Here is a 22,977-nt window from a genome sequence, read left to right as displayed (position 1 = left end):
GGGGAAACCCGGGGCGCACCGCTTGGTGGCTGTTTGCTCGACAAGTGACGCGCGACAAGTGAAAGGTACGGCCATGAGGCGAAGGCAACAGGCTTGGACGGCCCCGCTGGTGGCGCTGGCGGTGACGCTGGCGCTGGCGGCCCTGGGCGGCTGCGCCGGCATGGACCTCGAGGAGCAGTACCCGCGCAAGGAAGGCGGCCGGCCCATCCCCACGCCGGAGGGCAAACGCCAGACCGTCTTCGGCCGCGGCGGCATCAATTTCTTCGGCGACGAAGGGGACGACCTGAAGGGCAGCGGCGGCGGCGGCGGCATCGGCGTCAACAGTTTCCTCTGGCGGGCCACGCTGGACACCGTCTCGTTCATGCCGCTGCGTTCGGCCGATCCTTTCGGCGGCGTCATCATCACCGACTGGTACGCCCCCCCCGAGGCGCCCGACAACCGCTTTCAGATGACGGTCTATATTCTCGACCGCAGGCTGCGCGCCGACGGCCTCAAGGTGGCCGTCTTCCGCCAAAGCCGCAGCGGCCAGGACTGGGTCGACGCGGCCATCAGCAGCAACACCCGCACCGACCTGGAGAATGCCATCCTGACCCGGGCCCGCCAGTTGCGCATGGCAGCCATCCCGCAGTAGGCGGCCGCGGCCGCCAGAAGGCGGTGCCGGGCCGCCGTCTCGTATAGAGTCTCTTTTTCATGTCGCCCTCCGCCCCCAACTCCCTCTCCTCCGCATCCCCCCCGGCCGGCAGGCGCTACGACGCCAAGGCCAGCGAAGCCAAGTGGCAGGCCGTGTGGGCCGAACGCCGCACCTTCGAGGTCGACGAGCAGAGCGAGAAGCCCAAGTACTACGTGCTGGAGATGTTTCCCTATCCCTCCGGGCGCATCCACATGGGCCACGTGCGCAACTACACGCTGGGCGACGTGCTGGCGCGCTTCAAACGCGCCCGCGGCTTCAACGTGCTGCACCCCATGGGCTGGGACGCCTTCGGCCTGCCGGCCGAGAACGCCGCCCGCAACCAGGGCATCCACCCGGCCGAATGGACCTACGCCAACATCCGCGCCATGCGCCGCGAGCTCAAGGCCATGGGGCTGAGCCTGGACTGGTCGCGCGAGGTCGCCACCTGCCATCCCGGCTACTACGCCCACCAGCAACAGCTTTTCCTCGACATGCTCGAGGCCGGCCTGGTCTACCGCCGTTCGTCGTGGGTCAACTGGGATCCGGTGGACCACACCGTGTTGGCCAACGAACAGGTCATCGACGGCCGCGGCTGGCGCTCGGGCGCGGTGGTGGAAAAGCGCCAGCTCGACCAGTGGTGCTTCCGCATCACGGCCTATTCCGACGAGCTGCTGGCGGCGCTCGACGAGCTCGAGCGCTGGCCCGAACGGGTGCGCCTGATGCAGCGCAACTGGATCGGGCGCTCCGAGGGCTGCACCGTGAAGTTCGCGCTGGTCGGCCGCGACCAGGAGTTGGAGGTTTTCACCACGCGCCACGATACGCTTTATGGCGCCAGCTTCATGGCCCTCTCGGCCGAGCACCCGCTGGCCCGCGAGGTGGCCGGGCAAAACCCCGAGGCGGCCGCCTTCGTGGCCGAGTGCCAGCGCCTGGGCACCAGCGAGGAAGCCATCGAAACGGCCGAGAAAAGCGGCTTCGATACCGGTCTTTGGGTTCAGCACCCGCTTGATCCGGAGTGGCGGCTGCCGGTCTACATCGCCAACTTCGTGCTCATGGAGTACGGCACCGGCGCCATTTTCGGCTGCCCCGCCCACGACCAGCGCGACCTCGATTTTGCCCGCAAATACGAATTGCCGGTGGTCGCCGTGGTGGCACCCGAAGACAGTGACGGCGACCCGGACCAGGTGCAAATCGGCGACGAGGCCTATACCGGCGACGGCGTCATGATCAATTCCCAGTTTCTCGACGGCCTTTCCGTACCCCAAGCCATCAAGGCCATGACCGAGCGCCTCGAAAGCCTGGGCAGCGGCCAGCGCACGGTCAACTACCGGCTGCGCGACTGGGGGGTTTCGCGCCAGCGCTATTGGGGCTGCCCGATCCCCGTGGTGCACTGCCCCAAGTGCGGCACGGTGGCGCTGAAGGCCGCCGATCTGCCGCTGGTGCTGCCCGACGACGTGACCTTCGAGAAACCCGGCAACCCGCTCGACGAGCATCCCTGGAAACAAACGGCCTGTCCCGAATGCGCCGGCCCGGCCGAGCGCGAAACCGATACCCTCGACACCTTCGTCGATTCGAGCTGGTATTTCGCACGCTTCTGTTCGCCCCGTGCCGAGACGCCGCTGGAGCGCAAGGCGGCCGATTACTGGCTACCCGTGGACCAGTACATCGGCGGCATCGAGCACGCCATCCTGCATCTCTTGTATTCGCGTTTCTACATGCGCGGCATGCGCGCCACCGGGCACCTCGGCATCGACGAGCCCTTCGCCGGGCTGTTCACTCAAGGCATGGTCTGCCACGAGACCTACCGCGACGCCGACGGCCGCTGGCTCTATCCGGAAGAGGTGGTGGCGTCGGGCGAGGGCATGGTCACCCGCGAGGGCGGTCTGGCGGTTAGCGTCGGGCGTTCGGAATCGATGTCGAAATCGAAGCACAACGTGGTCGACCCCTCGACCATCATCGAGCGCTACGGCGCCGACACGGCACGCTGGTTCATGCTCTCCGACAGCCCGCCCGAGCGCGACCTGGAGTGGACCGACGGCGGCGTCGCCGGGGCGCATCGCTTCGTGCAGCGGCTCTGGCGCCTGGTCGACGAAGTGGACCTCCTGCCGGCGGCGGGTACGGCACCGCCGGCCGAGTTCGGCGCCGCGGCGCAGAGCTTGCGCCAGGCCAGCCACCGCACCATCGCCGCGGTCAGCGCCGACATCGAGGATTTTCGCTACAACCGCGCCGTGGCTCGCATCTACGAGTTGGCCAATGCCATCGCCGAGACGGCGGAGGCGGAGGCGGAAGAGACGGCGCCGGCCGACCTGGGCTGGGCCCGGCGTGAGGCCTGGGAGGTGCTGGTGCGGCTGATCAACCCCATGATGCCGCACCTTTCGGAGGAGCTTTGGCAGCAGCTCGGCGGCGCCGAGCTGCTGGCCGACAAGGCCTGGCCCGAAGCCGAGGCGGAGCTGCTGAGCGAAGACAGCGTCACCATCGGGGTGCAGGTGGGCGGCAAGCTGCGCGGCACCATCGAGATGGCGCGGGACAGCGACGAGGCGGCCGTGCGCCAGGCGGCGCTGGCGCTCGAGAACGTGCAGCGCGCCGTCGCCGAACGCCAAATCCGCAAGGTCATCGTCGTGGCCAATCGTATCGTCAATGTGGTGGTGGCGACCTAGGGCGGTTCGCGCCGGGATCTTGGCGCTGGCCTTGGTCGGGCCGGCGCTGCTGGCTGATGGCTGCGGCTTTCGCCCCCTTCTCGGCAAGCAGACGATGGCGCTGCCGGGGCTCGAGGTGGCGCCGATCGGCGACCGCCTGGGCCAGATCGTGCGCAACCAGCTGCGCGACCGCCTGGTGCCGACCGGACAAGACGAACGGCCGGCCTTCCGCCTGACCGTGCAGCTCGACGTCAGCAAGGAAGGCCTGGCCATCGCCAAGGACGAGAGCGCCACCCGTTTTACGGTGCGCTTGGCGGCACGCTTCGAGATCATCGACGTGGCGGCCGGCAACACGCTGCACCAAGGCACGGCCCGGGCCACGGCGGCCTATAACGTGGTGTCGTCCGAATTCGCCACGCTGTCGGCCGAACGCGACGCCGAACGCCGGGCGGCGCGCGAGGTGTCGGATGCGCTGACCACCCAGGTAGCGGTTTTTTTCTCGCGCCGCAGCAGATAGAGATCGGCCATGGAAATCAAAGGCGGCGCGTTCGCCCGCTTTCTTGAGGGCCTGGACGGGATCGACGCGGTCTTGGTTTATGGCCCCGACCGGGGCCTGGTGGAGGAGCGCCGGCGCCAGTTGACGGCGGCCGTGGTCGAGGACGCCGACGATCCTTTTCGCGTTGCCGCCCTCGAGGGCGCGGCGCTGCGAGCCGATCCGGCCAGAATCCGCGACGAAGCCGCGGCCCTGGCCTTCGGCGGCGGCCGCCGACTGGTGCTGGTAAGCGGCGCGGGCAACGATCTGAGCGATATTTTCGAGGATTTTTTCAAACAAACCGCCAGCGCCGGTCTGGTCGTGGCGACGGCGGGCGAGCTGACCAAGAGCTCGCGCCTGAGAAAGCTTTTCGAAAAGGCCAAGCGCGCTGCCGCGGTACCCTGTTACCATGACGATGACGCGGCGCTCGAGGGCCTGATCCGCAGCGTGCTGGGCCAGTATGAGCAGCGCGCCGAAGCGGCGGCGATGGCCTACCTGCTGGCCAATCTGGGGGGTGATCGCGGCTTGAGCCGGGGCGAGTTGGAAAAACTGGCGCTTTACGTGGGCCAGCCCGGAGCGGTGAGCCTGGCCCAGGCCGAGGCCTGTGTCGGTGATGGCGCCGCCCATGTTATCGACGACGTGGTGATGGCGGCCGGAGCCGGCGATTTCGCGGCCCTTGATCTCTCTCTTGAACGATCGTTCGGTTCGGGACAATCGCCCGTCAGCATATTGCGGGCCGCGGCACGGCATTTTCAACGTTTGGCTCTAGCGGCGGATCAACTTAAGAACGGATCCGATGTCAATCAGGCCCTTCAGAGCCTCAAGCCCGCGGTCTTTTGGAAGCTCCGTGACGCTTTCGTTTGGCAGCTAAGGAACTGGCCTACGCCCAGGCTAGCTCAGGCCTTGGAGATCATTACGGAAGCAGAACTACATTGCAAATCCACTGCCTTGCCGGATCGCGCGGTGTGTTCCCGGGCCTTAATGCGCATCGCCCAAGGGGCACGCGAAAAAAAACGATCGGTCGGTAAATCAAGATGATTTTGGCTTCCGCTTGACTCGAATCGGCCGGACCAACCACTGAAAATATAAAGGACCGAGCGGTCGTAAAATTATTTGATGCCGAGTTTCGGGCCAACGTGCGAAAGCGATATATTTCGTTTTTTGCCTGCGCAATTATTTGCGGAACCCCCCACCCTCCATTAATGACCGATCGTGCGCTTGGGCTTCCAGTCCAGTTGCCGCCGGTACATATCGGCGCGTCTTCTGTTTTGTCCTTTTACGATCGATCGTTCTGGAGATTACAGTCGCTCCGAAGCCGCAAGCAAAATTTTGTTGCCTGATCGTATTGAATGTCTAATGCATAATTTTTGAAAGATAAATTTTTATTTATACACCCAACCCGTGTTGCCCTGATCCGCTGCCTTTCCGCCTTCAAAACGAATTTTCACTCGGCCTCGGGCAGTTGGCACAAGCGGCGGCAAACGTCCTCGAGCTGCTCCAGGGTTTGGTACTGAATTTTCAGGGCGCCGCCGCCGCCCGTGCGATCGTGTTTGATATCCACCTTGAGGCCGATTGCGGCGGAAATATCACCTTCCAGCGCCACTGTATCGGCTGCTTTGGGCGCTCGTTGGGGTTTCTCGCCGGGGCTGGTGTGCTGGCTGCTCTCCTGCTGCACCAGTGCCTCCACCTGACGCACGTTGAGATCCTTTTTTACCGCCTTTTTCGCCATGCGCACCGGATTTCCCGACCCCAAAAGCGCCCGGGCGTGGCCCGCCGTCAACTCTCCGTTATCCACCAGTTCCTTGACGGCATCGGGAAGATTGAGCAATCTCAAAGTATTAGCGATATGGCTTCGGCTTTTTCCGATGATCCGTGCCAACGCTTCCTGGGTATGCTCGAACTCATCCATGAGACGCTGGTAACCTTCTGCCTCCTCCAGCGCCGTCAGGTCGGCGCGCTGAATATTCTCGATCAGGGCGATTTCCAGGGCCTCGGAATCGTCGAATTCCTTGACCACCACGGGCAATTGGTGAAGCTGGGCCTGCTGCGCCGCCCGCCAGCGCCGTTCGCCGGCGATGATTTCGAAAAATTCCTGGTGCCCGGGCATGCGCCGCACCAGCAGCGGCTGCAACACGCCCTTCTCGCGCACCGACTGGACCAACTGCGCGATATCGTCGGGATCGAAGCGCCGGCGGGGCTGGAAAGGATTGGGCTTGAGGTTCTCGATGGGGATTTCCTTGGCCGCCCGCACCTTGTCCAACGAGGCGTAATCCTCGGCTTCGGCGCCCATCAGGGCATCCAGGCCGCGCCCCAGACCGGTCGTTCTTTTTTCCTCGCTCATGCCGCACCTCCGTTCAGGCGGCAGCGCGCTCCTTGCGCAGCAACTCGCCCGCCAACTGGATATAGGCCCGGCTGCCGGCACAGCGAAAATCGTAAAGCAGGACCGGCTTGCCGTGGGATGGGGCCTCGGAAACCCTGACGTTGCGCGGGATCATGGTGTCGTAGACCTTGGTCCCGAGATGGCCGCGCACGTCCGCCGCCACCTGGTCCGACAGGTTGTTGCGGCGATCATACATGGTCAGCACCACACCCTGGATCTCGAGCCTGGGATTGAAGGCCTTGCGCACCAGGTCGACGGTGCGAATGAGCTGGGCCAGGCCTTCCAGGGCAAAGAACTCGCATTGCAGCGGCACCACCACGGCATGCGCCGCTGTCAGGGCATTGATGGTCAGCAGCCCCAACGACGGTGGGCAATCGATAAGCACATAGTCGTAGTCGCTGACAGCCTCGGTGATGGCGTCGCGCAGGCGATAGCTGCGGCGCTCGACGCTGACCAGCTCGAGCTCGGCGCCCGAGAGATCGATCGTCGAAGGCACCACGTCCAGCCCCGGCACGTCGCTGGCCACCGTGGCCTGGCGCAACGTCGCCGAACCGGCCAGAATATCGTAACTGGCCAGGCGGCGGTTGGCCCGCTCGATGCCCAAGCCGGTACTGGCGTTGCCCTGCGGATCGAGGTCGAAGACCAGCACCCGGCAGCCGATGGCGGCCATGGCGGTGGCCAGGTTGATCGCCGTCGTGGTCTTGCCGACGCCCCCCTTCTGGTTGGCAACCGCCAAGATCCTGGTTTCCCGCGGCCGAGCTCCTGGCAGCGGCAGCAAATTATCTCCGACCATGGCACAACCCCCTTACGCGCACGATACTGGCCGCCGGATCCGTAACGCTCGGCAGCTTTTCGAAGTCGAGTTTCCGATATTTAGCGCAGCGGGTCAATTCATTATCTACATCTTGTCCCTTGGGAAACAGACCCACTGTATCCGGTGTGGCCCAAGGCGCGGCCAAAGCGATCAGCCGATCGAGCGGCGCCAAGGCCCGGGCGGTGATGAGGTCAAAGGGCCCAAGACCCCCGGGTACCGGCTCCTCGACGCGCTGAGGCAGAAGGTTGACGGCGGTGTTGCTGAGCCGTGCCGCCTCGCGCAGGAAGGCGCATTTGCGCTGGTCGCTTTCGACCAGGGTGACGCGGGCTCCCATGATGGCCAGCACCAGGCCCGGGAAGCCGGCGCCGCTGCCCAGGTCGAGCCAGTGCGCGCCGGCCGGGGCATGGCGGGCGAGCTGCGCCGAATCAAGAAAATGCCGGCGCCAGAGATCGTCGAGGGAGCGGCGGCTGACCAAATTTATGGTGCCCTGCCACCGCCGCAACAGCTCGGCGTAGGCTTCCAGGCGGTCCATTGTTTCACGTGAAACAGCCGCGGCGACGGCGAAATCCTGCGGGCTCAGAGACTCAGGCAACCCGCGTTTCCCGCTCTCCGCGCCGCCTGACGTGGCGCAGCAGCAGTACCAATGCGGCCGGCGTGACACCGGGCAGACGGGCCGCCGCACCCAGGGTGGCCGGCCGGCTGCAGCCCAGGATCTCGCGTAGCTCATTGGATAGTCCGGCCACCCCGCCATAGTCCAGGGTGGCCGGCAGCAGCAAGGCCTCGTCGCGGCGAAAGGCTTCGATGTCGGCCTGCTGGCGCTCGAGGTAGCCGGCGTAGTGGGCGTCGATCTCGAGCTGCTCGGCGACGGCCGGCGCCAGCCCGGCGAACTCGGGCCACAGCGAACCCAGCTCGGCGACGCCGACGCCAGGCAGCGCCAGCAGTTCGGCGGCCGTGCGTCGCCGGCCATCGAGGTTGACGGCGATGCCCTGACGACGCGCCTGGTTGGGCGTCAGCGAGCATCCGGCGGCGAGCTCGCGGGCCGCCGCCAGGGACTCCGCTTTGGCGGCGAAGGCCAGCCGCCGCCGGCTGCCGATGCAGCCTGCCGCCAAGCCCCGCGGGGTCAGCCGCTGGTCGGCGTTGTCGGCCCTCAGCGTCAACCGGTATTCGGCCCGCGAGGTAAACATGCGATAGGGCTCGCGGGTGCCACGGCCGATCAAATCGTCGATCATGACACCGATGTAGGCTTCCGCCCGGTCGAGCCTGAACGAGCCACCACCACCGGCCGCCAAGGCCGCGTTCAGCCCGGCCACCAGGCCCTGCCCGGCGGCCTCCTCGTAACCGGTGGTGCCGTTGATCTGGCCGGCCAGAAAGAGCCCTGCAAGACGCTTGCTTTCCAGGGTCGGCCCGAGGCCGCGCGGATCGACGAAGTCGTACTCCACGGCGTACCCCGGGCGGCGGATCCGGGCCCTTTCGAGGCCCGGTATGGTGGCCAGAAATTCGGCTTGCACGGCGGCCGGCAGCGACGTCGAAATACCGTTGGGATAGACCGTGTCGTCGTCCAGGCCCTCGGGCTCGAGAAAGATCTGGTGGCTGGGGCGATCGGCAAAGCGCACCACCTTGTCCTCGATCGAAGGACAGTAGCGCGGACCACTGCCGCTGATACGGCCGCTGTAGATCGGCGAGCGCCGCAGGTTGGCCCTGATGATATCGTGGCTGGCGGCTGTGGTGGCGGTGATGTGGCAGGCCACCTGAGGATTGTCTATGCCATCGCTCAAAAAGGAAAACGGCAGCGGCGGCTGGTCGCCGATTTGCTCCTTAAGCGCCGTCCAGTCGATAGTCCCACCGTCGAGGCGCGGCGGCGTCCCTGTCTTCAATCGGCCCAGTCCGAAGCCCAAGCGGTCGAAGGTCTCGGCCAACGCCAAGGCCGGTGCTTCGCCGAGGCGGCCGGCCGGCTCGCTGTGTTCGCCGCAATGGATGACGCCGCGCAGGAAAGTCCCGGTAGTGATCACCACAGCGGCCGCCCGCAGGCGCCGCCCGGCGGCGATCACCCCGCCAATGCGGCCGCCCGCCTCGACGATCAGGTCCTCGACCGTCAGCGCCGCCAGCTCCAGGCCGGCGGTCTCGGCCAGCGCGTCTTGCATGGCCTGGCGGTAAAGCCGCCGGTCGACCTGGGCCCGCGGTCCCCGCACGGCCGGTCCCTTGCGCCGGTTGAGCAGCCGGAACTGGATGCCGGCGGCGTCGGCGACGCGCCCCATCAAACCATCGAGGGCGTCGACCTCACGCACCAGGTGTCCCTTGCCCAGACCGCCGATGGCGGGATTGCACGAGAGCTCGCCAATGGTCTCGAGGCGGTGGCTGAGCAACAGGGTTCGCGCCCCCACCCGGGCCGCCGCCGCCGCCGCCTCGCAGCCGGCGTGCCCGCCGCCGACGACGATGACGTCGTAGGGCTGGTCCTCGCTCGGTGGGGTGTGGCGCAACATGGCGGCCAATCTAGGTTTGCAATGGCCGGCTGTCAAAGACCGCTGGCGCCTTCCCAGGCTGTTGTTTCACGTGAAACATTGCCGCCAAGTCACCCACTCTTGTCGTTTCCATCCCTTATTTGCCTATACAGAACTCAGCGAACACTAAATCTAGTATGTCTTCCACGTCCACGCGGCCGGTAATGCGGCCCAGGGCGCGGCCCGCCAGACGCACATTTTCGGCCGCCAGCTCGACCTCGGTTTGCCCCAAAGCCCGGTCCAGCTCTTGGCCACAGACTTCGAGGCTCTGGCGATGGCGGGCCCGCGTCAGGCTGGCACCCGCTGACGCCAGCGCCGCCGGCCCAAGCCCCTGGGGCGCAAGCTCGGCCGCCAGGCGCGCCTCTAGCGCCGCCAAGGCCTCCTCCAAGCCCTGGCCGGTTTTGACCGAGACGGCGTAAACCGGCGCCCCACCCGGTGTCCGGCGCACCGTCACGGCCGCCAGATCGACTTTGTTGACCAAAACGAGCGATCGCTCGTCCAATAATTTCGCGGTCTCGGCGTCGACCTCGGGCCATTCCCCAGCTTCCACCACCACCAGGCGCAAATCCGCGCCCTCGGCGCGTTGGCGCGCGCGGCGCAAGCCCTCGGCCTCGACGCCATCGCCAACCGCCTGGCGCAGCCCGGCCGTATCCGCCACCGACAACGGCCAGCCGCCCAGATCGAGCTGCACCTCGATGATGTCGCGGGTGGTGCCGGGGCTGGCCGAAACGATGGCCGCATCGCGCCGCGCCAGCCAGTTGAGCAGGCTCGACTTGCCGGCGTTGGGCGGCCCGACGATGGCCAACGAAACGCCCTGGCGCAGCCGCTCGCCGCGCCGGTCGGCCAAATGCGCGGCAATTTCGCCGGCCACCTGGCCGAGCTCGCGGCGTGCCGCCTGAAGGTCCACTTCAAGCTCCTCGTCGACGAAATCAATGGCCGCTTCGAAATGCGCCAGCGCCCCGGTCAAAATCCCCCGCCAGCCCTCGTAAAGCCGGCCCAGGGCGCCGCCCAGTTGAATCTGGGCCTGGCGGCGCTGGGCCTCGGTCTCGGCCGCCACCAGGTCGGCGATGGCCTCGGCCTGGGTGAGGTCGAACTTGCCGTTCTCGAAGGCTCGGCGGCTGAACTCTCCCGGCCCGGCCGGCCTGAGGCCAGCTATTTCGGCCAGCGCCGCCAGCAGCGCCGCCACCACGGCCGGGCCGCCGTGGAGGTGGAATTCCGCCACGTCCTCGCCGGTGAAACTGTCGGGCCCGGGAAACCACAGCACCAGGGCGCGGTCGATCAGCTCGCCTTGGCCGAGCGCCGCCAGCCTGGCACGGCGGGGCTCCGGTACTTGGCCGGCCAGCCGGCGTATCGCCTCCCCGGCCCGGGGCCCGGAAAGCCGCACGATGGCGATACCGGCCGGCCCGGCGCCGCTGGAAAGGGCATAAATGGTTTCCCCTTCGGACAGCCGATTTCCCTCTTTTCTAGCGCTGCGGAAATTCGCTCGCCGGGGTGCCCGGCCGGGATCTCGCTAGATGCGCAATCTGGCCACCGGCTCGCCGCCCTGCAGATGCCCGCTGATGATTTCCTCGATATCGCTTTTGTTCTGCAGCCGATACCAGACGCCCTCGGGATAGACCACCACGGCCGGCCCCTCTTCGCAACGGTTCAGACAGCCGGCGGCGTTGATGCGCACGCCCTCGAGCCCGAGCTCCTTGACCCTGTCCTTCAAGTAGTTGCGCAAACCGATGCCACCGCTGGCCTGGCAGCTGCCGCGTTCGTGCTCCGGCGGGCGCTGGTTGGTGCAGCAGAAAACATGGTAGCGCAAGCTTGGCCTCGGCTCGTTCATCTTTCCCTACTCCTTTTTGGCGCCACCGAACTGGCTCCAGAACATTTTCTGCATATTCTCCCAGCCCTCCGCCCCGGCCGGCATCCAGGCCTTCATCATGGCCTCGGGATCCATCGCCTCGAGCTGCTCGAAGAGGCGGCGGCGAAAGCCTTCCAGCACCTCGTCGTGCAGCGGCCCGACGTCGGGCAGGCCGAGAAAGGATCTTGCTTCCTCGGGTGTGCAGTCAATATCGATCGTTACCTTCATGTCGCTACCCCCGGCCACCCGGTCACCTGGCTGCCTGGCTGGCTGCCCTTGCGGTCTCAGGGTAGTCGAGGCCGGCGGCCGCCGCAATGCCGTCAACGGCTTCCGGAGGAGCGCCATGGCCAATACGCTGAGCTTCGAGACCAGCCCCTATCTGTTGCAGCACAAGGATAACCCGGTGCTCTGGCAGCCCTGGAGCGAGGCCGCCTTTGCCGCCGCCCGCCGGGCCGACAAGCCGATCCTGCTGAGCATCGGTTATGCCGCCTGCCACTGGTGCCACGTGATGGCCCACGAAAGCTTCGAGGATGCGGCCACGGCCGAGCTGATGAACGCGCATTTCATCAACATCAAGGTCGATCGCGAGGAACGCCCCGACGTAGATCACATCTACCAATCCGCCCTGGCCCTGATGGGCGAGCACGGCGGCTGGCCGCTGACCATGTGCCTGACCCCCGAGGGCCGGCCCTTCTGGGGCGGTACCTACTTTCCCCCCGACAGCCGCTGGGGACGGCCCGCCTTCAGCCAGGTGCTGCAGGCACTCAGCCATTATTACCGCGAGCGTCCCGACGGCGTCAGCCAGAGCGCCGACCAACTGAGCCAAGCCCTGGCGCGAATCTCGCGGCCCACAAATCGCGATGGCGCCGTCGCCGGCTCCGGCCCCAGCCGCCTCGGCCCAACCCTTTACGACCAAGCGGCAACCCAGGCGCTGGGCCTTATCGACCCGACCTTCGGCGGCCTTGCCGGAGCCCCCAAGTTCCCCCAGACGTCGATGTTCGAATTTCTTTGGAAGGCCTACTTGCGTACCGGCGAGGCCCGCTACGGCCAGGTCGTGAGGCTGACCCTGGACCGCATCTGCCAGGGCGGCATCTACGATCACCTGGGTGGCGGCTTTGCCCGCTATGCCACCGACGAAGCCTGGCTGGTGCCGCACTTCGAAAAGATGCTCTACGACAACGCCCTGCTGATCGATTTGCTGACGAACGCCTGGCGCCACGGCCAAAACCCGCTCTACGCCCAGCGGGTGGCCGAAACCGTGGCCTGGTGCCAGCGTGAGATGCTGGCCGAGGGGGGCGCCTTCGCGGCCTCCCAGGACGCCGATTCCGAGGGCCAGGAAGGTCTTTTCTATGTCTGGTCGGAGAGCGAGATCGATCCCCTGCTGGGCGCCCAGGCCGAGCTTTTCAAAGCCGCCTACGACGTGACGCCGGGCGGCAATTGGGAAGGCCGTACCATCCTCAACCGCAGCGCCGCCCCCGAGCTCGGCGGCGAGGCCTTTGAGGCAGCCCTGGCGGCTGCCCGCCAGCGCCTCTGGGAAAGCCGCGAACAGCGCCCCAAACCGGGTTGGGACGACAAGGTTCTGGCCGACTGGAACGGCCTGATGATCGCCGCCCTGGCGGCCGCCGCGGCGACCTTCGAGCGGCCCGACTGGCTGGCCCTGGCGGCTCGGGCTTTCGCCTGCGTCAGCAGCTCCCTGGCCCGGGGCCAGCGCCTCGGCCACTGCCGCCGCGGCAGCCGCCTCGGTGAGGCCGGTTTTCTTGACGATTATGCCCAAATGGCCCGCGCCGCGCTGGCCCTTCACGAGGCCGGCGGCGAGCCCGGCCTGGTGGCCCAGGCCGAGGCCTGGGTGGCGGTCCTCGAGGCCCACTACTGGGACGCCGAGAACGGCGGTTATTTCTTCACCGCCGATGACGGCGAGGACCTTATCGCCCGGCCCCGCAACATCGCCGACAGCGCCACCCCATCGGGCAACGCCACCATGGTGGGGGTGCTGGCGCGGCTTTTCCATGTCACCGGCAAGACCGCCTACCGCCAGCGCGCCGAGGCCCTCATCGCCGCCTTCACGGCCGAGGTCGGGCGCAACTTCACGGCCCTGCCGACGCTGCTCAGCAACAGCGAATGCCTGGAGGCGGCAACCCAGGTGGTGATCGTCGGCGAGGCCGCGGCCGAGGACACCCGGGCGCTCTTGCGGGCGGTCTGGCAGGCACCGCTCGCGCACCGCGTGGTGCAGCGGCTGGATCCCGGCCAGGAATTGCCGGCCGGCCACCCGGCCGCCGCCAAGGTGCAACTGGCAGGCCACGCCACTGCTTATGTCTGCCGCGGGCGGCAATGTTCGCTGCCCCTCACGGAGGCCGGCGAGCTGGCGGCGGAGCTTGCGGCCTGAGTGCATTTCGCCCACCATGGGGTATGCTGCAGCTTTCGCTCCACAGCCCGGTCGGCGACCTCACCATCAGCGAAGAGGACGGCGCCATCGTGTCGCTTGACTTTGGCCGCGTGTCGGCCGCCGTGCCCGGCGCCGAGCTGCGCCAGACACCGTTGCTGGCCCGGGCACATGTGCTCTTGCAAAGCTATTTCGACGGCGAGGCCGTGGATTTCCGCGGCCTCGAGATGAAACCCCCCGGCACGCCCTTCCAGCAGCGCGTCTGGCAAGCTTTGCAGGCTATTCCTTATGGCTCAGTGCGCACCTATGGCGAGCTTGCGCACGAGCTCGGCAGCGCCCCGCGAGCGCTGGGCGGCGCCTGCGGCGCCAATCCCATCGCCATTTTGATCCCTTGCCACCGCGTGGTCTCAAGCCAGGGCCTCGGCGGTTTCTCGGCTGAGGGCGGGGTGGCGACAAAAGTCGCTCTCTTGCGCCTCGAAGGCGCCATGCTCTGAAATCCAACCCAGCCCAAAATCGAAACGGACAAAACCATGAGCAAAGCCATTCGCATCCACGAAACCGGCGGCCCGGAAAAGATGATCTGGGAGGACGTAGACGTCGGCCAGCCCGGCCCCGGCCAGGCCTTGTTGCGCCACAGCGCCGTCGGCCTCAACTACATCGACTGCTATCACCGCGCCGGGCTCTATCCCCTGGAGCTGCCGCACGGCATCGGCATGGAAGCCGCCGGCGTCGTCGAGGCCATCGGCGAGGGCGTCAGCGAGGTGGCGGTGGGCGATCGCGTCGCCTATGCCGCGCCGCCGCCGGGATCCTACGCCGAGAACCGCCTGTTGACGGCCGACCGGCTGCTGCGCCTGCCCGACGGCATCGAAGACAACACCGCCGCCGCCATGATGTTGCAGGGCATGACGACGGAATATCTCTTGCGCCGCACATTTGCGCTGCAGGCCGGCCAGACGATTTTGTTTCACGCCGCCGCCGGCGGCGTCGGCCTGATCGCCTGCCAGTGGGCCAAGCACCTGGGCGCCACCGTCATCGGCACCGTGGGCAACGAGGAAAAGGCCGAGCTCGCCCGGGCGCACGGCTGCGACCACCCTATTATCTACTCACGCGAGAACGTCGTCGAGCGCGTCAAGGAGATCACCGACGGCGCCGGGGTGCCGGTGGTCTACGATTCGGTGGGTGTCGACACCTTCGAGGCCTCGCTGGATTGCCTGCAGCCTTTAGGTACGATGGTACTATTCGGTGCCGCCTCGGGTCCGGTGCCGCCGTTCGAGCTCGGCACCCTGGCGGCCAAGGGCTCGCTCTTCATCACCCGCCCCACCTTGATGACCTACACCGCCAAACGCCAGGACCTGGTGGCCAGCGCCGCGGCACTCTTCGAGTTGGTGGGATCGGGCGCCGTCAAGATCGAGATCAACCAGACCTACCCACTTGCCGAAGCCACCCAGGCCCATATCGACCTGGAGGGACGCAAGACTACCGGCTCGACGATTATGTTACCATAGCGAAACGATTCTCTCGGTCGCCGGGCGTCCCGAATTGGGAGGCCCGGCGCAGCCGCCCCGACCCATGACTAGCGCCAGCAAAGAAACCGACCGATCGTATGGACCGCGGGTATCGCCGATTTATTTGTGACCGAGCGGTCAGGTATTCATTGAATCGAAGAATTCGGTGTTGTTCTTGGTCGTCTTGAGCTTGTCGAGCAGGAACTCCATGGCATCGGTCACGCCCATGGGCATGAGGATGCGCCTCAGCACCCACATCTTGGACAACGTGCCCTTGTCGACCAGCAGCTCTTCCTTGCGCGTGCCGGACTTGGTGATATCGATGCTGGGCCAAGTGCGTTTGTCGCTGAGCTTGCGGTCGAGGATGATCTCGGAATTGCCGGTGCCCTTGAATTCCTCGAAGATGACTTCGTCCATGCGGCTGCCGGTATCGATCAGGGCCGTGGCGATGATGCTCAGCGAGCCGCCTTCCTCGATGTTGCGGGCGGCGCCGAAAAAGCGCTTGGGGCGTTGCAGCGCATTGGCGTCGACACCGCCGGTGAGCACCTTGCCCGAGGACGGCACCACGGTGTTGTAGGCCCGCGCCAGGCGGGTGATGGAATCGAGCAGGATGACCACGTCACGCTTGTGCTCGACCAGGCGCTTGGCCTTGGAGATCACCATCTCGGCGATCTGCACGTGGCGCGAGGCGGGCTCGTCGAAGGTCGAGCTGATGACCTCGCCGCGCACGCTCCGCTGCATGTCGGTGACCTCCTCGGGCCGCTCGTCGATCAGCAGGACGATGAGATAGACCTCGGGATTGTTCTCGGTCACGGCGTGGGCGATGTTCTGCAGCATCATGGTCTTGCCGGTGCGCGGCGGCGCCACGATCAGGGCGCGCTGGCCCTTGCCCAGGGGACAAATCAGTTCGATGACCCGGGCCGAGCGGTCCTTGGTCGTGGGATCGTCGGATTCCAGGATGATGCGTTCGTCGGGATAGAGCGGGGTGAGGTTGTCGAAATTGACCTTGTGCCGCGCCTTCTCCGATTCCTCGAAGTTGATGGTCTTGACCTTGAGCAGGGCAAAATAGCGCTCGCCCTCGTGCGGCGAGCGGATCAGCCCCTCGACGGTATCGCCGGTCTTGAGAGCGAAGCGCCGGATCTGGCTGGGCGAGACATAAATGTCGTCGGGCCCCGGCAGGTAGTTCGATTCCGGCGAGCGCAAAAAGCCGAACCCGTCCTGCAGGATCTCCAACACGCCGCGTCCCGAGATCTCGATCTCGTTGTCCGCCAACTGCTTGAGGATGGCGAACATCATGTCCTGCGTGCGCAACGTACTGGCGTTTTCGACCTCGAGCTCTTCGGCATACTGAAGCAGCTCGGTCGGCGACTTGGACTTCAACTCCTGGAGATTCATTTCGGTCCCGTGGTGACCAGCAACTGGAAGGGGGGGCGGACGGAAGGTCCTGAATGCGCAGACCGCTCGACCGGTTCACTTATCCGGCCGCGCGAAAGCTCACTGTCTGGCGAGAAGGCGGTTCCCGTAGGCCCCGCCACAGATAGAAGACAAACCAGTAACCAAAGGCCGCCTAGAAGTCAACGACGAATCGGATCCAAGAATTCGTCTTTGCCAAAGCACCGGGATCTTTACCAAGGTTTGACGATCACCATGATGACGATGACGATCATCAACAACGTCGGCAGCTCGTTGACCAGGCGGTAAAAACGCTGCGAATGCTGATTGCGGTCCTCGGCGAAAAAGCGCCGCCAACGGGCCAGAAAGCCATGCACCGCGGTCATCAGGATCACCGCCAGGGCCTTGACCCAGGGCCAGGTCTGGCTCCAATCGACGACCCCGCTCAAGACGATCAAGCCGCCGAACACGAAGGCCAGCACCATGGCCGGATTGATGATAGCCCGCAACAGGCGGCGTTCCATGACCTTGAAGGTCTCGGACTGGCGCGACCCCGGCTCGGCCTCGCAGTGGTAGACAAAAAGCCGCGGCAGATAGAGCATGCCCGCCATCCAAGCGATGACGGCGATGACATGGAGCGCCCGCAGCCAATCGTACCATCCGCTCAACATGTCTTGTAGGGCCGGCCAGGTCATGGGGCGCCCTCCTTATGCTTCGCCGGCGCCGGCGCCGGCCGCCGTGCGCTCGGCGCAGCCCGCCAGGCCGGCGGCACAGGCACCGCCGCCGCGACAGAGCCCGGTCGGTGCTTCCAGGGTCTCACCGACCAACTCCGCCAGACCGGCGATAAAGGCCGCGTCCGTCGCCACCGTCGCCAGCCGCCGGTAGGCCGGCACCCCGGCCCGGACCGCCAAATCGGCATATTCGATGTCAAGCTCGACCAGGGTCTCCGAATGCTCCGACACGAAGGAAAGCGGCACCACCAGCAACGCCTGCTTTTGCGCGCCGGCCCGCCTTATTTCGTCCTCGGTGGAGGGACCGATCCAGGCCAGGCGTCCCACCCGGCTTTGATAGCAGATCACCGCCTGGGCATCTTCGTCCCCCAGTGCCGCCAGCAGCGCCGCCGCCGTCTCCTCGACCTGCCACTGATAGGGATCGCCGCGCTCGATCAGGCGTTGCGGCAGGCCGTGGGCCGACAACAGCAGCCGCGGCCGCTGTCCCTGGGCGCGCATCTCCTCGAGCGTCCGCCGCAGGCCGCCGGCCAGCGCCGCGATGAAGCCCGGCTGGCGCGGATAACAACACACCGCCCAGGTCGGTGGATCCAGGCCTTGCCGCGCTGCCAGACGCCGCCACTCGGCCAACGACGAGGCGCTGGTGGTGGTCGAATATTGCGGATAAAGCGGCAGCAGCACGAGGCGCTGCGGGGCCCAGCGTGCCACCTCCGCCACCACCTCGCCGGCCCGCGGCCGCCAGTAGCGCATGGCCACGAAGACCCGCGCTTCGTCGCCCTCGGCGGCGGCTTGGTTGAGAACATCCTGCAGCGCCCGGGCCTGTGCTTGGCTGCCTTCGAGGATCGGCGAGCGACCGCCCAGGTGGGCGTAAATTGCCTCCGCCGTCCTGGCCCGGCGGCGCGAAATCAGTCGTGCCTGCAGCCAACGCAGGGGCTGTGGCAGGCCGATGATGGCGGGGTCGTTGAAAAGGTTGAAGAGAAAGGGCCGAATGGCCTCGGGACTGTCCGGGCCACCCAGGTTGAACAGTACGACGGCCGTGCGCATCACCCGCACCCGTCTTCAGGCCCGCCAGGAACGCACGAATTCGGCCAGCTCCGCCACGTGCTCCGGCGGTGTTGCCGGGACGATGCCGTGACCCAGATTGAAGATGAACGGTCCCTTTCCCAAGGTTTCCAATATACCGCCAATTTCCCGACGCATGGCGGCGCCGCCGGTAATCAGCATCAAGGGATCGAGATTGCCCTGCAAGGTGGCAAACGGTTGCAGCGTCCGAGCCGCCCAACCCAGCGGCACCGTGGCGTCGAGGCCCAGGCCGGCCACCCCGGTGGCTTCAGCGTAGCCGCCATAGAGCACCCCGGCACCGCGGGGAAAGGCGATTACCGGTATCTCGGGGTGGCTTTTGCCAAAGCGCCTCACGATCTCCGCTACCGGCGCCACACACCAGCGTTCGAAGGCGCTCTCCGGCAGTACTCCCGCCCAGGTGTCGAACAGCTGTACGACCTCGGCCCCGGCCTCGGCCTGTGCCTCGAGATATTCCGTCGTGGCGTCGACCAACAGCGCCATCAGCCTGCCAAACCCCTCGGGATCGCCGTAGGCCCAGGCCTTGATGGTGGCGAAGTCGCGGCTCGAGCCGCCTTCGACCATATAGGTTGCCACCGTCCAGGGCGCCCCGGCAAAGCCGATCAGCGCCGTCGCCGGCGGCAATTCCTGGCGCAGCCGGCGGATGGTCTGGTAGACCGGTGCCAGGCGTTCATGCAATCCGGCCATATCCAAACGTCCCAGCTCGGCCGCGTTGCGCACCGGCTCCAGCACCGGACCTTCACCTTCGCGATAACTCAAGGCCTGGCCCAAGGCATCGGGCACCACGAGGATATCGGCGAACAGAATGGCCGCATCCATGGCGAAGCGGCGCAAGGGCTGCAAGGTCACCTCGACAGCCAGCTCGGGCGAATAGCAAAGCGACAGGAAATCGCCGGCCTGGCGCCTGATCTCGAGATACTCCGGCAGATAGCGCCCGGCCTGGCGCATCAGCCAAAAAGGCGGCCGGGCCAAGGTCTCGCCCCGCAAAGCTCGCAGCAGCAACTTTTCACTGCTCTTGCTTTCGCTGGTCATCATTTCCGCCATGAACTCACATCACTACTTCATATATCTTATTTAAAAGAAAGGTAGTGGTAGTAGTGGATGGCTGTGAATCGTGGGGATTCAAAACCCTCCCGGATTCGTTCCCAGGCCACCGGGTTTTCCCCGATTGGGGAGGGAAAATCAACAGTTCTCGGAACAAGTCGGGAAAAGCCAGGCTGGGCCGGCACTTGGAATGCTGGGGATAACGGTGATATTAGGGGGGCCGCGAGGGGATAAGCCGGTTTTTTCGAGCCGCCCTTCGGCGGCCCGCCGAAACGCCTAAGCGCCGCCCGATGAAGGGATGAAAACAGGCCAAATGGGAACAGAATGAACGATCGAGCAGCAACGCCTGATTCGCCCCCAGCCAAACACCACTCCTCCCCAGGCGAAGCTGGAGAGCACTTTCATCTGCATCTGGTGTCGGACGCTACCGGCGAAACCCTGAGCGCCGTGGCACATGCCGCCATCGTGCAATTCGAAAACATCAAACCCCAGCTTCACCTCTGGTCCCTGGTGCGCAGCGAGGAGCAGATGGTGCGCGTGCTGGGCGAGATCGAAAACCATCCCGGCCTGGTGATGTTTACCCTGGTCGACCACAATCTCAGGGACATGCTGCAACAGCGCTGTCGCGAATTGCAGTTGGGCTGCGTGCCGGTGCTCGATCCGGTGTTGGCTGCGCTGAGCAGCTACCTGGGTGCCAAGACCCGGGATTTGCCTGGGATTCAACACGTTTTGGATGCGGAATATTTTGGCCGTATCGACGCCATGGGGTACTGCATGGCCCACGATGACGGCCAATCGTTGGCTGACCTCGAGGAGGCCGATATCGTCTTGGTGGGCGTCTCGCGCACCTCCAAAACACCGACCGCCATCTACCTTTCCAATCGTGGGCTGAGGGTGGCCAACGTACCCATCGTGCCGGACTGTCCGCTGCCGGCCGAGCTCGAAAATCTCGAAGGACCGCTGATCATCGGCCTTACCACCAATCCCGAGCGCCTGGTGCACATCCGGCGCAATCGCATGGTGGCGCTGCGCCAGGACGACGAAACCGACTACGTACGTATCGAGACGGTGAAACGCGAGGTGGCCACGGCGCGGCGGCTGTTTTCAGCCCACGACTGGCCGGTCATCGACGTTACCCGACGCTCGATCGAGGAAACCGCGGCCGCCATCCTCAATCTCCATGCCGACAGCATCGATGTCTGACACCAGCCGGTGAGCACCGGCCAACTCATTCTGGCCAGCGCCAGCAGCACCCGGACGGCATTGTTGCGGGGCGCCGGCATCGAATTCAGCACCGTCGCGGCTGAACTCGACGAAGCAGCCTTGCGCGATAGCCTGGTGCGGGACCAGGCCCAGCCCGAGGAAATCGCCCTGGCCCTGGCCCTGGCCAAGGGCCAGGAGGTCTCGGCCAGCCGGCCCGGCGCCGCCGTGCTGGCGGCCGACCAGATCCTTTGGTTGGGCGGCGAGGTTTTGGCCAAGCCCCGCGATTTGGCGGCGGCCCGGCGGCAATTGCTGCGGCTCAGGGGCCGGTCTCACGATCTCGTCAACGGGCTGTGCCTGGTGCGCCAGGGCCAGGTGGTGTGGCGCCACAGCGACCGCGTGGTTCTGACCATGCGGGACTTCAGCGAGGCCTTTCTCGATGCCTACCTGGCGGCGGCGGGTGAGACGGTGCTGTCGAGCGTCGGCGGCTATCGCCTGGAGGGACCGGGGGCACAGTTTTTCAAGACCATCGAGGGGGACTATTTTTCGGTCCTCGGGCTGCCGCTGTTGGCACTGCTCGAGTTCTTGCGCCACGAGGGAGTGATTAGCTCGTGAAACTCAGCGGCAAGGCCAGGCTGGCCGGGGTCATGGCATGGCCGGTAAAGCATTCGCGTTCGCCGCTTTTGCATGGCTACTGGCTCGAGCACTACGGCATCGACGGCGCCTACGTGCCACTGGCGGTGGCGCCCGAGCACTTCGCCCAGGCCCTCAGGGCGCTCGGCCTGATGGGCTTTGCCGGCGTCAACGTGACGCTGCCGCACAAGGAGGCGGCTTTACAGGCGGTCGACGAGGCGACAGCGACGGCGCAACGCATCGGTGCCGTCAATACCGTTACCATGCGCCCTGACGGCAGCCTTCTGGGCGACAACACCGACGCCTTCGGATTTATCGAGAACCTGCGCCAAAGCGTGCCCGGGTGGCAGCCCGAGGCCGGCCCGGCGCTGCTCATCGGCGCCGGTGGTACGGCCCGGGCGGTGGCCGTGGCGCTGCTTGAGGCGGGCGTGCCCGAGATCACCATCGTCAACCGGACCGCCAGCCGGGCCGAGGCTCTGGCCTTGAAACTCGGGACCCTGGAGCTCGGCGGCCAAATCAAGGTTGGGCTGTGGCTCGACCGGGCGCGGCTGCTGGGCCGGGCGGCGCTGCTGGTCAACACTTCCAGCCAGGGCCTCGCCGGCGGCCCGGCACTGGAACTCGATCTGGCCGCTCTGGCGCCCCGGGCAATCGTCGCCGATGTCGTCTATACGCCGCTGCAAACGCCGCTGTTGCGCGACGCCGCTGACCGGGACAACCCCGTGGTCGATGGTCTGGGCATGCTGCTGCATCAGGCCCGGCCTGGTTTTGGCGCCTGGTTCGGCGTGGCGCCCGAGGTAAGCCCTGAACTGCGGGCCTTGCTGGTTGCCGATATCGCGGGTTCGCCATGATCGTGCTCGGCCTGACGGGCTCCATCGGCATGGGCAAAAGCGAGGCCGCCAAGGCCTTCCGCCGGCTCGGCGTGCCGGTCTTCGATGCCGACGCCGAGGTTCATGGCCTGCTCGGCCCCGGCGGCCGTGCCGTGGCGGCGGTCGAGGCGGCCTTTCCCGGGGTGGTCGCGCAGGGCGCCGTCGATCGTCCGGCGCTGGGCGGTCGTGTCTTCGCCGACCGGGCCCAGCTCGATCGCCTCGAAGCCATCCTGCATCCCCTGGTGCGCCTGGCCCAGCACCGCTTCATGGGCCGGGCTCGGGCGGCGGCGGCGAAGTTGGTGGTGAACGATGTGCCGCTGCTGTATGAGACCGGCGGCGAACGACGCTGCGATTACGTTGCCGTAGTCTCGGCGCCGGCCTGCGTGCAACGCCAGCGCGTCTTGGCCCGGCCGGACATGAGCGAGGAAAAGTTCGCGGCCATCCTGGCCCAGCAGACGCCGGACCGGGAAAAACGCCGGCGCGCCGATTTCGTCATCCCCTCGGGTGCGGGAAAGCGGGTGTCGCTGGGCCACATCCGGGCTATAGTCGCGGCGCTCTCGCCTGCTCCGCGCACGGCGCCAGGGAAACCACGGCGCCGAGTGGGGCGGCGGGCCCTGGCGGGAGCGAAGCGCCCCGGCTAGGGCCTGTTGACATTTAAGGGATTCCCAAGAGCGTCAAAAAGTGATTCAAACTTCCTTTTGCAAGGAGGTTTTGATGAACACGGGACGTTTCGTCATCAGGGATGAGGTCTGGGAAAAGGTTTCCCCCCATCTTCC

Annotated in this window: 22 protein-coding genes; 11 read left to right on the top strand and 11 right to left on the bottom strand. The window is 66.2% G+C overall.

Going from position 1 to position 22,977, the window contains the following annotated elements:
* Positions 1-73: 73 nt before the first annotated feature.
* Genes QGG75_01945 through holA form a run of 4 tightly spaced genes read left to right on the top strand, consistent with a single transcriptional unit; the run spans position 74 to position 4,873 of the window.
* The gene (locus tag QGG75_01945; GenBank protein MDP6066008.1) at positions 74-631 is read left to right on the top strand and encodes a DUF3576 domain-containing protein; all 558 of its coding nucleotides are present in this window, start codon (positions 74-76) and stop codon (positions 629-631) included.
* A gap of 59 nt (positions 632-690) precedes the next feature.
* Positions 691-3,324: a leucine--tRNA ligase gene (gene leuS, locus QGG75_01940; protein MDP6066007.1), complete on the top strand. Its 2,634-nt coding sequence runs from the start codon at positions 691-693 to the stop codon at positions 3,322-3,324.
* 19 nt (positions 3,325-3,343) lie between these two features.
* On the top strand, positions 3,344-3,820 hold the full coding sequence (gene lptE, locus QGG75_01935) for an LPS assembly lipoprotein LptE (protein ID MDP6066006.1): 477 nt from the start codon (positions 3,344-3,346) through the stop codon (positions 3,818-3,820).
* Between the two features lie 9 nt (positions 3,821-3,829).
* A complete protein-coding gene (holA, locus tag QGG75_01930) occupies positions 3,830-4,873 on the top strand; it encodes a DNA polymerase III subunit delta (GenBank protein ID MDP6066005.1) in 1,044 nt (347 codons plus the stop codon).
* A 406-nt stretch (positions 4,874-5,279) separates the two neighbouring features.
* Here holA and QGG75_01925 read toward each other — a convergent pair whose 3' ends face one another.
* The 7 genes from QGG75_01925 to QGG75_01895 all read right to left on the bottom strand — a co-directional run bounded on the left by QGG75_01925 (position 5,280) and on the right by QGG75_01895 (position 11,601).
* On the bottom strand, positions 5,280-6,176 hold the full coding sequence (locus tag QGG75_01925) for a ParB/RepB/Spo0J family partition protein (GenBank protein ID MDP6066004.1): 897 nt from the start codon (positions 6,174-6,176) through the stop codon (positions 5,280-5,282).
* 13 nt (positions 6,177-6,189) lie between these two features.
* On the bottom strand, positions 6,190-7,008 hold the full coding sequence (locus QGG75_01920; GenBank protein MDP6066003.1) for an AAA family ATPase: 819 nt from the start codon (positions 7,006-7,008) through the stop codon (positions 6,190-6,192).
* A complete protein-coding gene (gene rsmG / locus QGG75_01915) occupies positions 6,995-7,561 on the bottom strand; it encodes a 16S rRNA (guanine(527)-N(7))-methyltransferase RsmG (protein MDP6066002.1) in 567 nt (188 codons plus the stop codon). The genes QGG75_01920 and rsmG overlap by 14 nt, the downstream gene beginning before the upstream one ends.
* Positions 7,562-7,613: 52 nt before the next feature.
* Entirely contained in the window at positions 7,614-9,509 is a 1,896-nt protein-coding gene (gene mnmG, locus QGG75_01910; GenBank protein MDP6066001.1) for a tRNA uridine-5-carboxymethylaminomethyl(34) synthesis enzyme MnmG, read from the bottom strand.
* A gap of 115 nt (positions 9,510-9,624) precedes the next feature.
* A complete protein-coding gene (gene mnmE, locus QGG75_01905; GenBank protein MDP6066000.1) occupies positions 9,625-10,974 on the bottom strand; it encodes a tRNA uridine-5-carboxymethylaminomethyl(34) synthesis GTPase MnmE in 1,350 nt (449 codons plus the stop codon).
* A 63-nt stretch (positions 10,975-11,037) separates the two neighbouring features.
* The gene (locus QGG75_01900) at positions 11,038-11,355 is read right to left on the bottom strand and encodes a (2Fe-2S) ferredoxin domain-containing protein (protein MDP6065999.1); all 318 of its coding nucleotides are present in this window, start codon (positions 11,353-11,355) and stop codon (positions 11,038-11,040) included.
* Between the two features lie 6 nt (positions 11,356-11,361).
* Complete coding sequence (locus QGG75_01895) at positions 11,362-11,601, bottom strand: DUF6489 family protein (GenBank protein ID MDP6065998.1); 240 nt, start codon at positions 11,599-11,601, stop codon at positions 11,362-11,364.
* Positions 11,602-11,716: 115 nt separating this feature from the next.
* Here QGG75_01895 and QGG75_01890 point away from each other — a divergent pair, with 115 nt between their 5' ends.
* Genes QGG75_01890 through QGG75_01880 form a run of 3 tightly spaced genes read left to right on the top strand, consistent with a single transcriptional unit; the run spans position 11,717 to position 15,258 of the window.
* Positions 11,717-13,756: a thioredoxin domain-containing protein gene (locus tag QGG75_01890; protein ID MDP6065997.1), complete on the top strand. Its 2,040-nt coding sequence runs from the start codon at positions 11,717-11,719 to the stop codon at positions 13,754-13,756.
* Between the two features lie 23 nt (positions 13,757-13,779).
* Positions 13,780-14,247 (top strand): methylated-DNA--[protein]-cysteine S-methyltransferase, encoded by a 468-nt coding sequence (locus QGG75_01885; GenBank protein ID MDP6065996.1) that lies wholly within the window; start codon positions 13,780-13,782, stop codon positions 14,245-14,247.
* Positions 14,248-14,283: 36 nt separating this feature from the next.
* Positions 14,284-15,258: a quinone oxidoreductase gene (locus QGG75_01880; GenBank protein ID MDP6065995.1), complete on the top strand. Its 975-nt coding sequence runs from the start codon at positions 14,284-14,286 to the stop codon at positions 15,256-15,258.
* 138 nt (positions 15,259-15,396) lie between these two features.
* On the opposite strand, the gene rho is transcribed toward QGG75_01880, so the two are convergent.
* The 4 genes from rho to hemE form a co-directional block, all read right to left on the bottom strand.
* Complete coding sequence (gene rho, locus QGG75_01875) at positions 15,397-16,653, bottom strand: transcription termination factor Rho (GenBank protein MDP6065994.1); 1,257 nt, start codon at positions 16,651-16,653, stop codon at positions 15,397-15,399.
* A 230-nt stretch (positions 16,654-16,883) separates the two neighbouring features.
* A complete protein-coding gene (gene hemJ / locus QGG75_01870) occupies positions 16,884-17,321 on the bottom strand; it encodes a protoporphyrinogen oxidase HemJ (protein MDP6065993.1) in 438 nt (145 codons plus the stop codon).
* A 36-nt stretch (positions 17,322-17,357) separates the two neighbouring features.
* Positions 17,358-18,422: a ferrochelatase gene (hemH, locus tag QGG75_01865; GenBank protein ID MDP6065992.1), complete on the bottom strand. Its 1,065-nt coding sequence runs from the start codon at positions 18,420-18,422 to the stop codon at positions 17,358-17,360.
* Between the two features lie 15 nt (positions 18,423-18,437).
* A complete protein-coding gene (hemE, locus tag QGG75_01860) occupies positions 18,438-19,490 on the bottom strand; it encodes a uroporphyrinogen decarboxylase (GenBank protein MDP6065991.1) in 1,053 nt (350 codons plus the stop codon).
* A 417-nt stretch (positions 19,491-19,907) separates the two neighbouring features.
* Between hemE and QGG75_01855 the strand changes: the two genes are divergently transcribed.
* The 4 genes from QGG75_01855 to coaE are packed head-to-tail and all read left to right on the top strand — an operon-like array spanning position 19,908 to position 22,842.
* Positions 19,908-20,705, top strand: a complete 798-nt coding sequence (locus QGG75_01855) for a pyruvate, water dikinase regulatory protein (GenBank protein MDP6065990.1) — start codon at positions 19,908-19,910, stop codon at positions 20,703-20,705.
* A gap of 9 nt (positions 20,706-20,714) precedes the next feature.
* Positions 20,715-21,317, top strand: coding sequence for a Maf family nucleotide pyrophosphatase (locus tag QGG75_01850; protein ID MDP6065989.1), 603 nt, complete (start codon positions 20,715-20,717; stop codon positions 21,315-21,317).
* Positions 21,314-22,183 carry a shikimate dehydrogenase gene (locus QGG75_01845; protein MDP6065988.1) on the top strand — a complete coding sequence of 290 codons (870 nt, stop codon included), beginning with the start codon at positions 21,314-21,316 and terminating at the stop codon, positions 22,181-22,183. The genes QGG75_01850 and QGG75_01845 overlap by 4 nt, the downstream gene beginning before the upstream one ends.
* Positions 22,180-22,842, top strand: a complete 663-nt coding sequence (gene coaE / locus QGG75_01840; GenBank protein ID MDP6065987.1) for a dephospho-CoA kinase — start codon at positions 22,180-22,182, stop codon at positions 22,840-22,842. The genes QGG75_01845 and coaE overlap by 4 nt, the downstream gene beginning before the upstream one ends.
* Positions 22,843-22,977 lie beyond the last annotated feature (135 nt).

It is taken from the genome of Alphaproteobacteria bacterium (genome assembly GCA_030740435.1).
In the GTDB taxonomy this organism is placed as follows: domain Bacteria; phylum Pseudomonadota; class Alphaproteobacteria; order UBA2966; family UBA2966.
This window is presented reverse-complemented; position numbering and strand designations above follow the sequence as displayed.

Excerpts from the sequence above, each read along its gene's own strand:
- rsmG (MDP6066002.1), bottom strand. The coding sequence starts at position 7,561 with ATGGACCGCCTGGAAGCCTACGCCGAGCTGTTGCGGCGGTGGCAGGGC.
- QGG75_01945 (MDP6066008.1), top strand. The coding sequence starts at position 74 with ATGAGGCGAAGGCAACAGGCTTGGACGGCCCCGCTGGTGGCGCTGGCG.
- mnmG (MDP6066001.1), bottom strand. The coding sequence starts at position 9,509 with ATGTTGCGCCACACCCCACCGAGCGAGGACCAGCCCTACGACGTCATC.
- QGG75_01920 (MDP6066003.1), bottom strand. The coding sequence starts at position 7,008 with ATGGTCGGAGATAATTTGCTGCCGCTGCCAGGAGCTCGGCCGCGGGAA.
- QGG75_01900 (MDP6065999.1), bottom strand. The coding sequence starts at position 11,355 with ATGAACGAGCCGAGGCCAAGCTTGCGCTACCATGTTTTCTGCTGCACC.
- QGG75_01890 (MDP6065997.1), top strand. The coding sequence starts at position 11,717 with ATGGCCAATACGCTGAGCTTCGAGACCAGCCCCTATCTGTTGCAGCAC.
- leuS (MDP6066007.1), top strand. The coding sequence starts at position 691 with ATGTCGCCCTCCGCCCCCAACTCCCTCTCCTCCGCATCCCCCCCGGCC.
- holA (MDP6066005.1), top strand. The coding sequence starts at position 3,830 with ATGGAAATCAAAGGCGGCGCGTTCGCCCGCTTTCTTGAGGGCCTGGAC.
- QGG75_01895 (MDP6065998.1), bottom strand. The coding sequence starts at position 11,601 with ATGAAGGTAACGATCGATATTGACTGCACACCCGAGGAAGCAAGATCC.
- hemE (MDP6065991.1), bottom strand. The coding sequence starts at position 19,490 with ATGACCAGCGAAAGCAAGAGCAGTGAAAAGTTGCTGCTGCGAGCTTTG.
- hemJ (MDP6065993.1), bottom strand. The coding sequence starts at position 17,321 with ATGTTGAGCGGATGGTACGATTGGCTGCGGGCGCTCCATGTCATCGCC.
- QGG75_01885 (MDP6065996.1), top strand. The coding sequence starts at position 13,780 with ATGCTGCAGCTTTCGCTCCACAGCCCGGTCGGCGACCTCACCATCAGC.
- rho (MDP6065994.1), bottom strand. The coding sequence starts at position 16,653 with ATGAATCTCCAGGAGTTGAAGTCCAAGTCGCCGACCGAGCTGCTTCAG.
- coaE (MDP6065987.1), top strand. The coding sequence starts at position 22,180 with ATGATCGTGCTCGGCCTGACGGGCTCCATCGGCATGGGCAAAAGCGAG.
- QGG75_01880 (MDP6065995.1), top strand. The coding sequence starts at position 14,284 with ATGAGCAAAGCCATTCGCATCCACGAAACCGGCGGCCCGGAAAAGATG.
- hemH (MDP6065992.1), bottom strand. The coding sequence starts at position 18,422 with ATGCGCACGGCCGTCGTACTGTTCAACCTGGGTGGCCCGGACAGTCCC.
- QGG75_01925 (MDP6066004.1), bottom strand. The coding sequence starts at position 6,176 with ATGAGCGAGGAAAAAAGAACGACCGGTCTGGGGCGCGGCCTGGATGCC.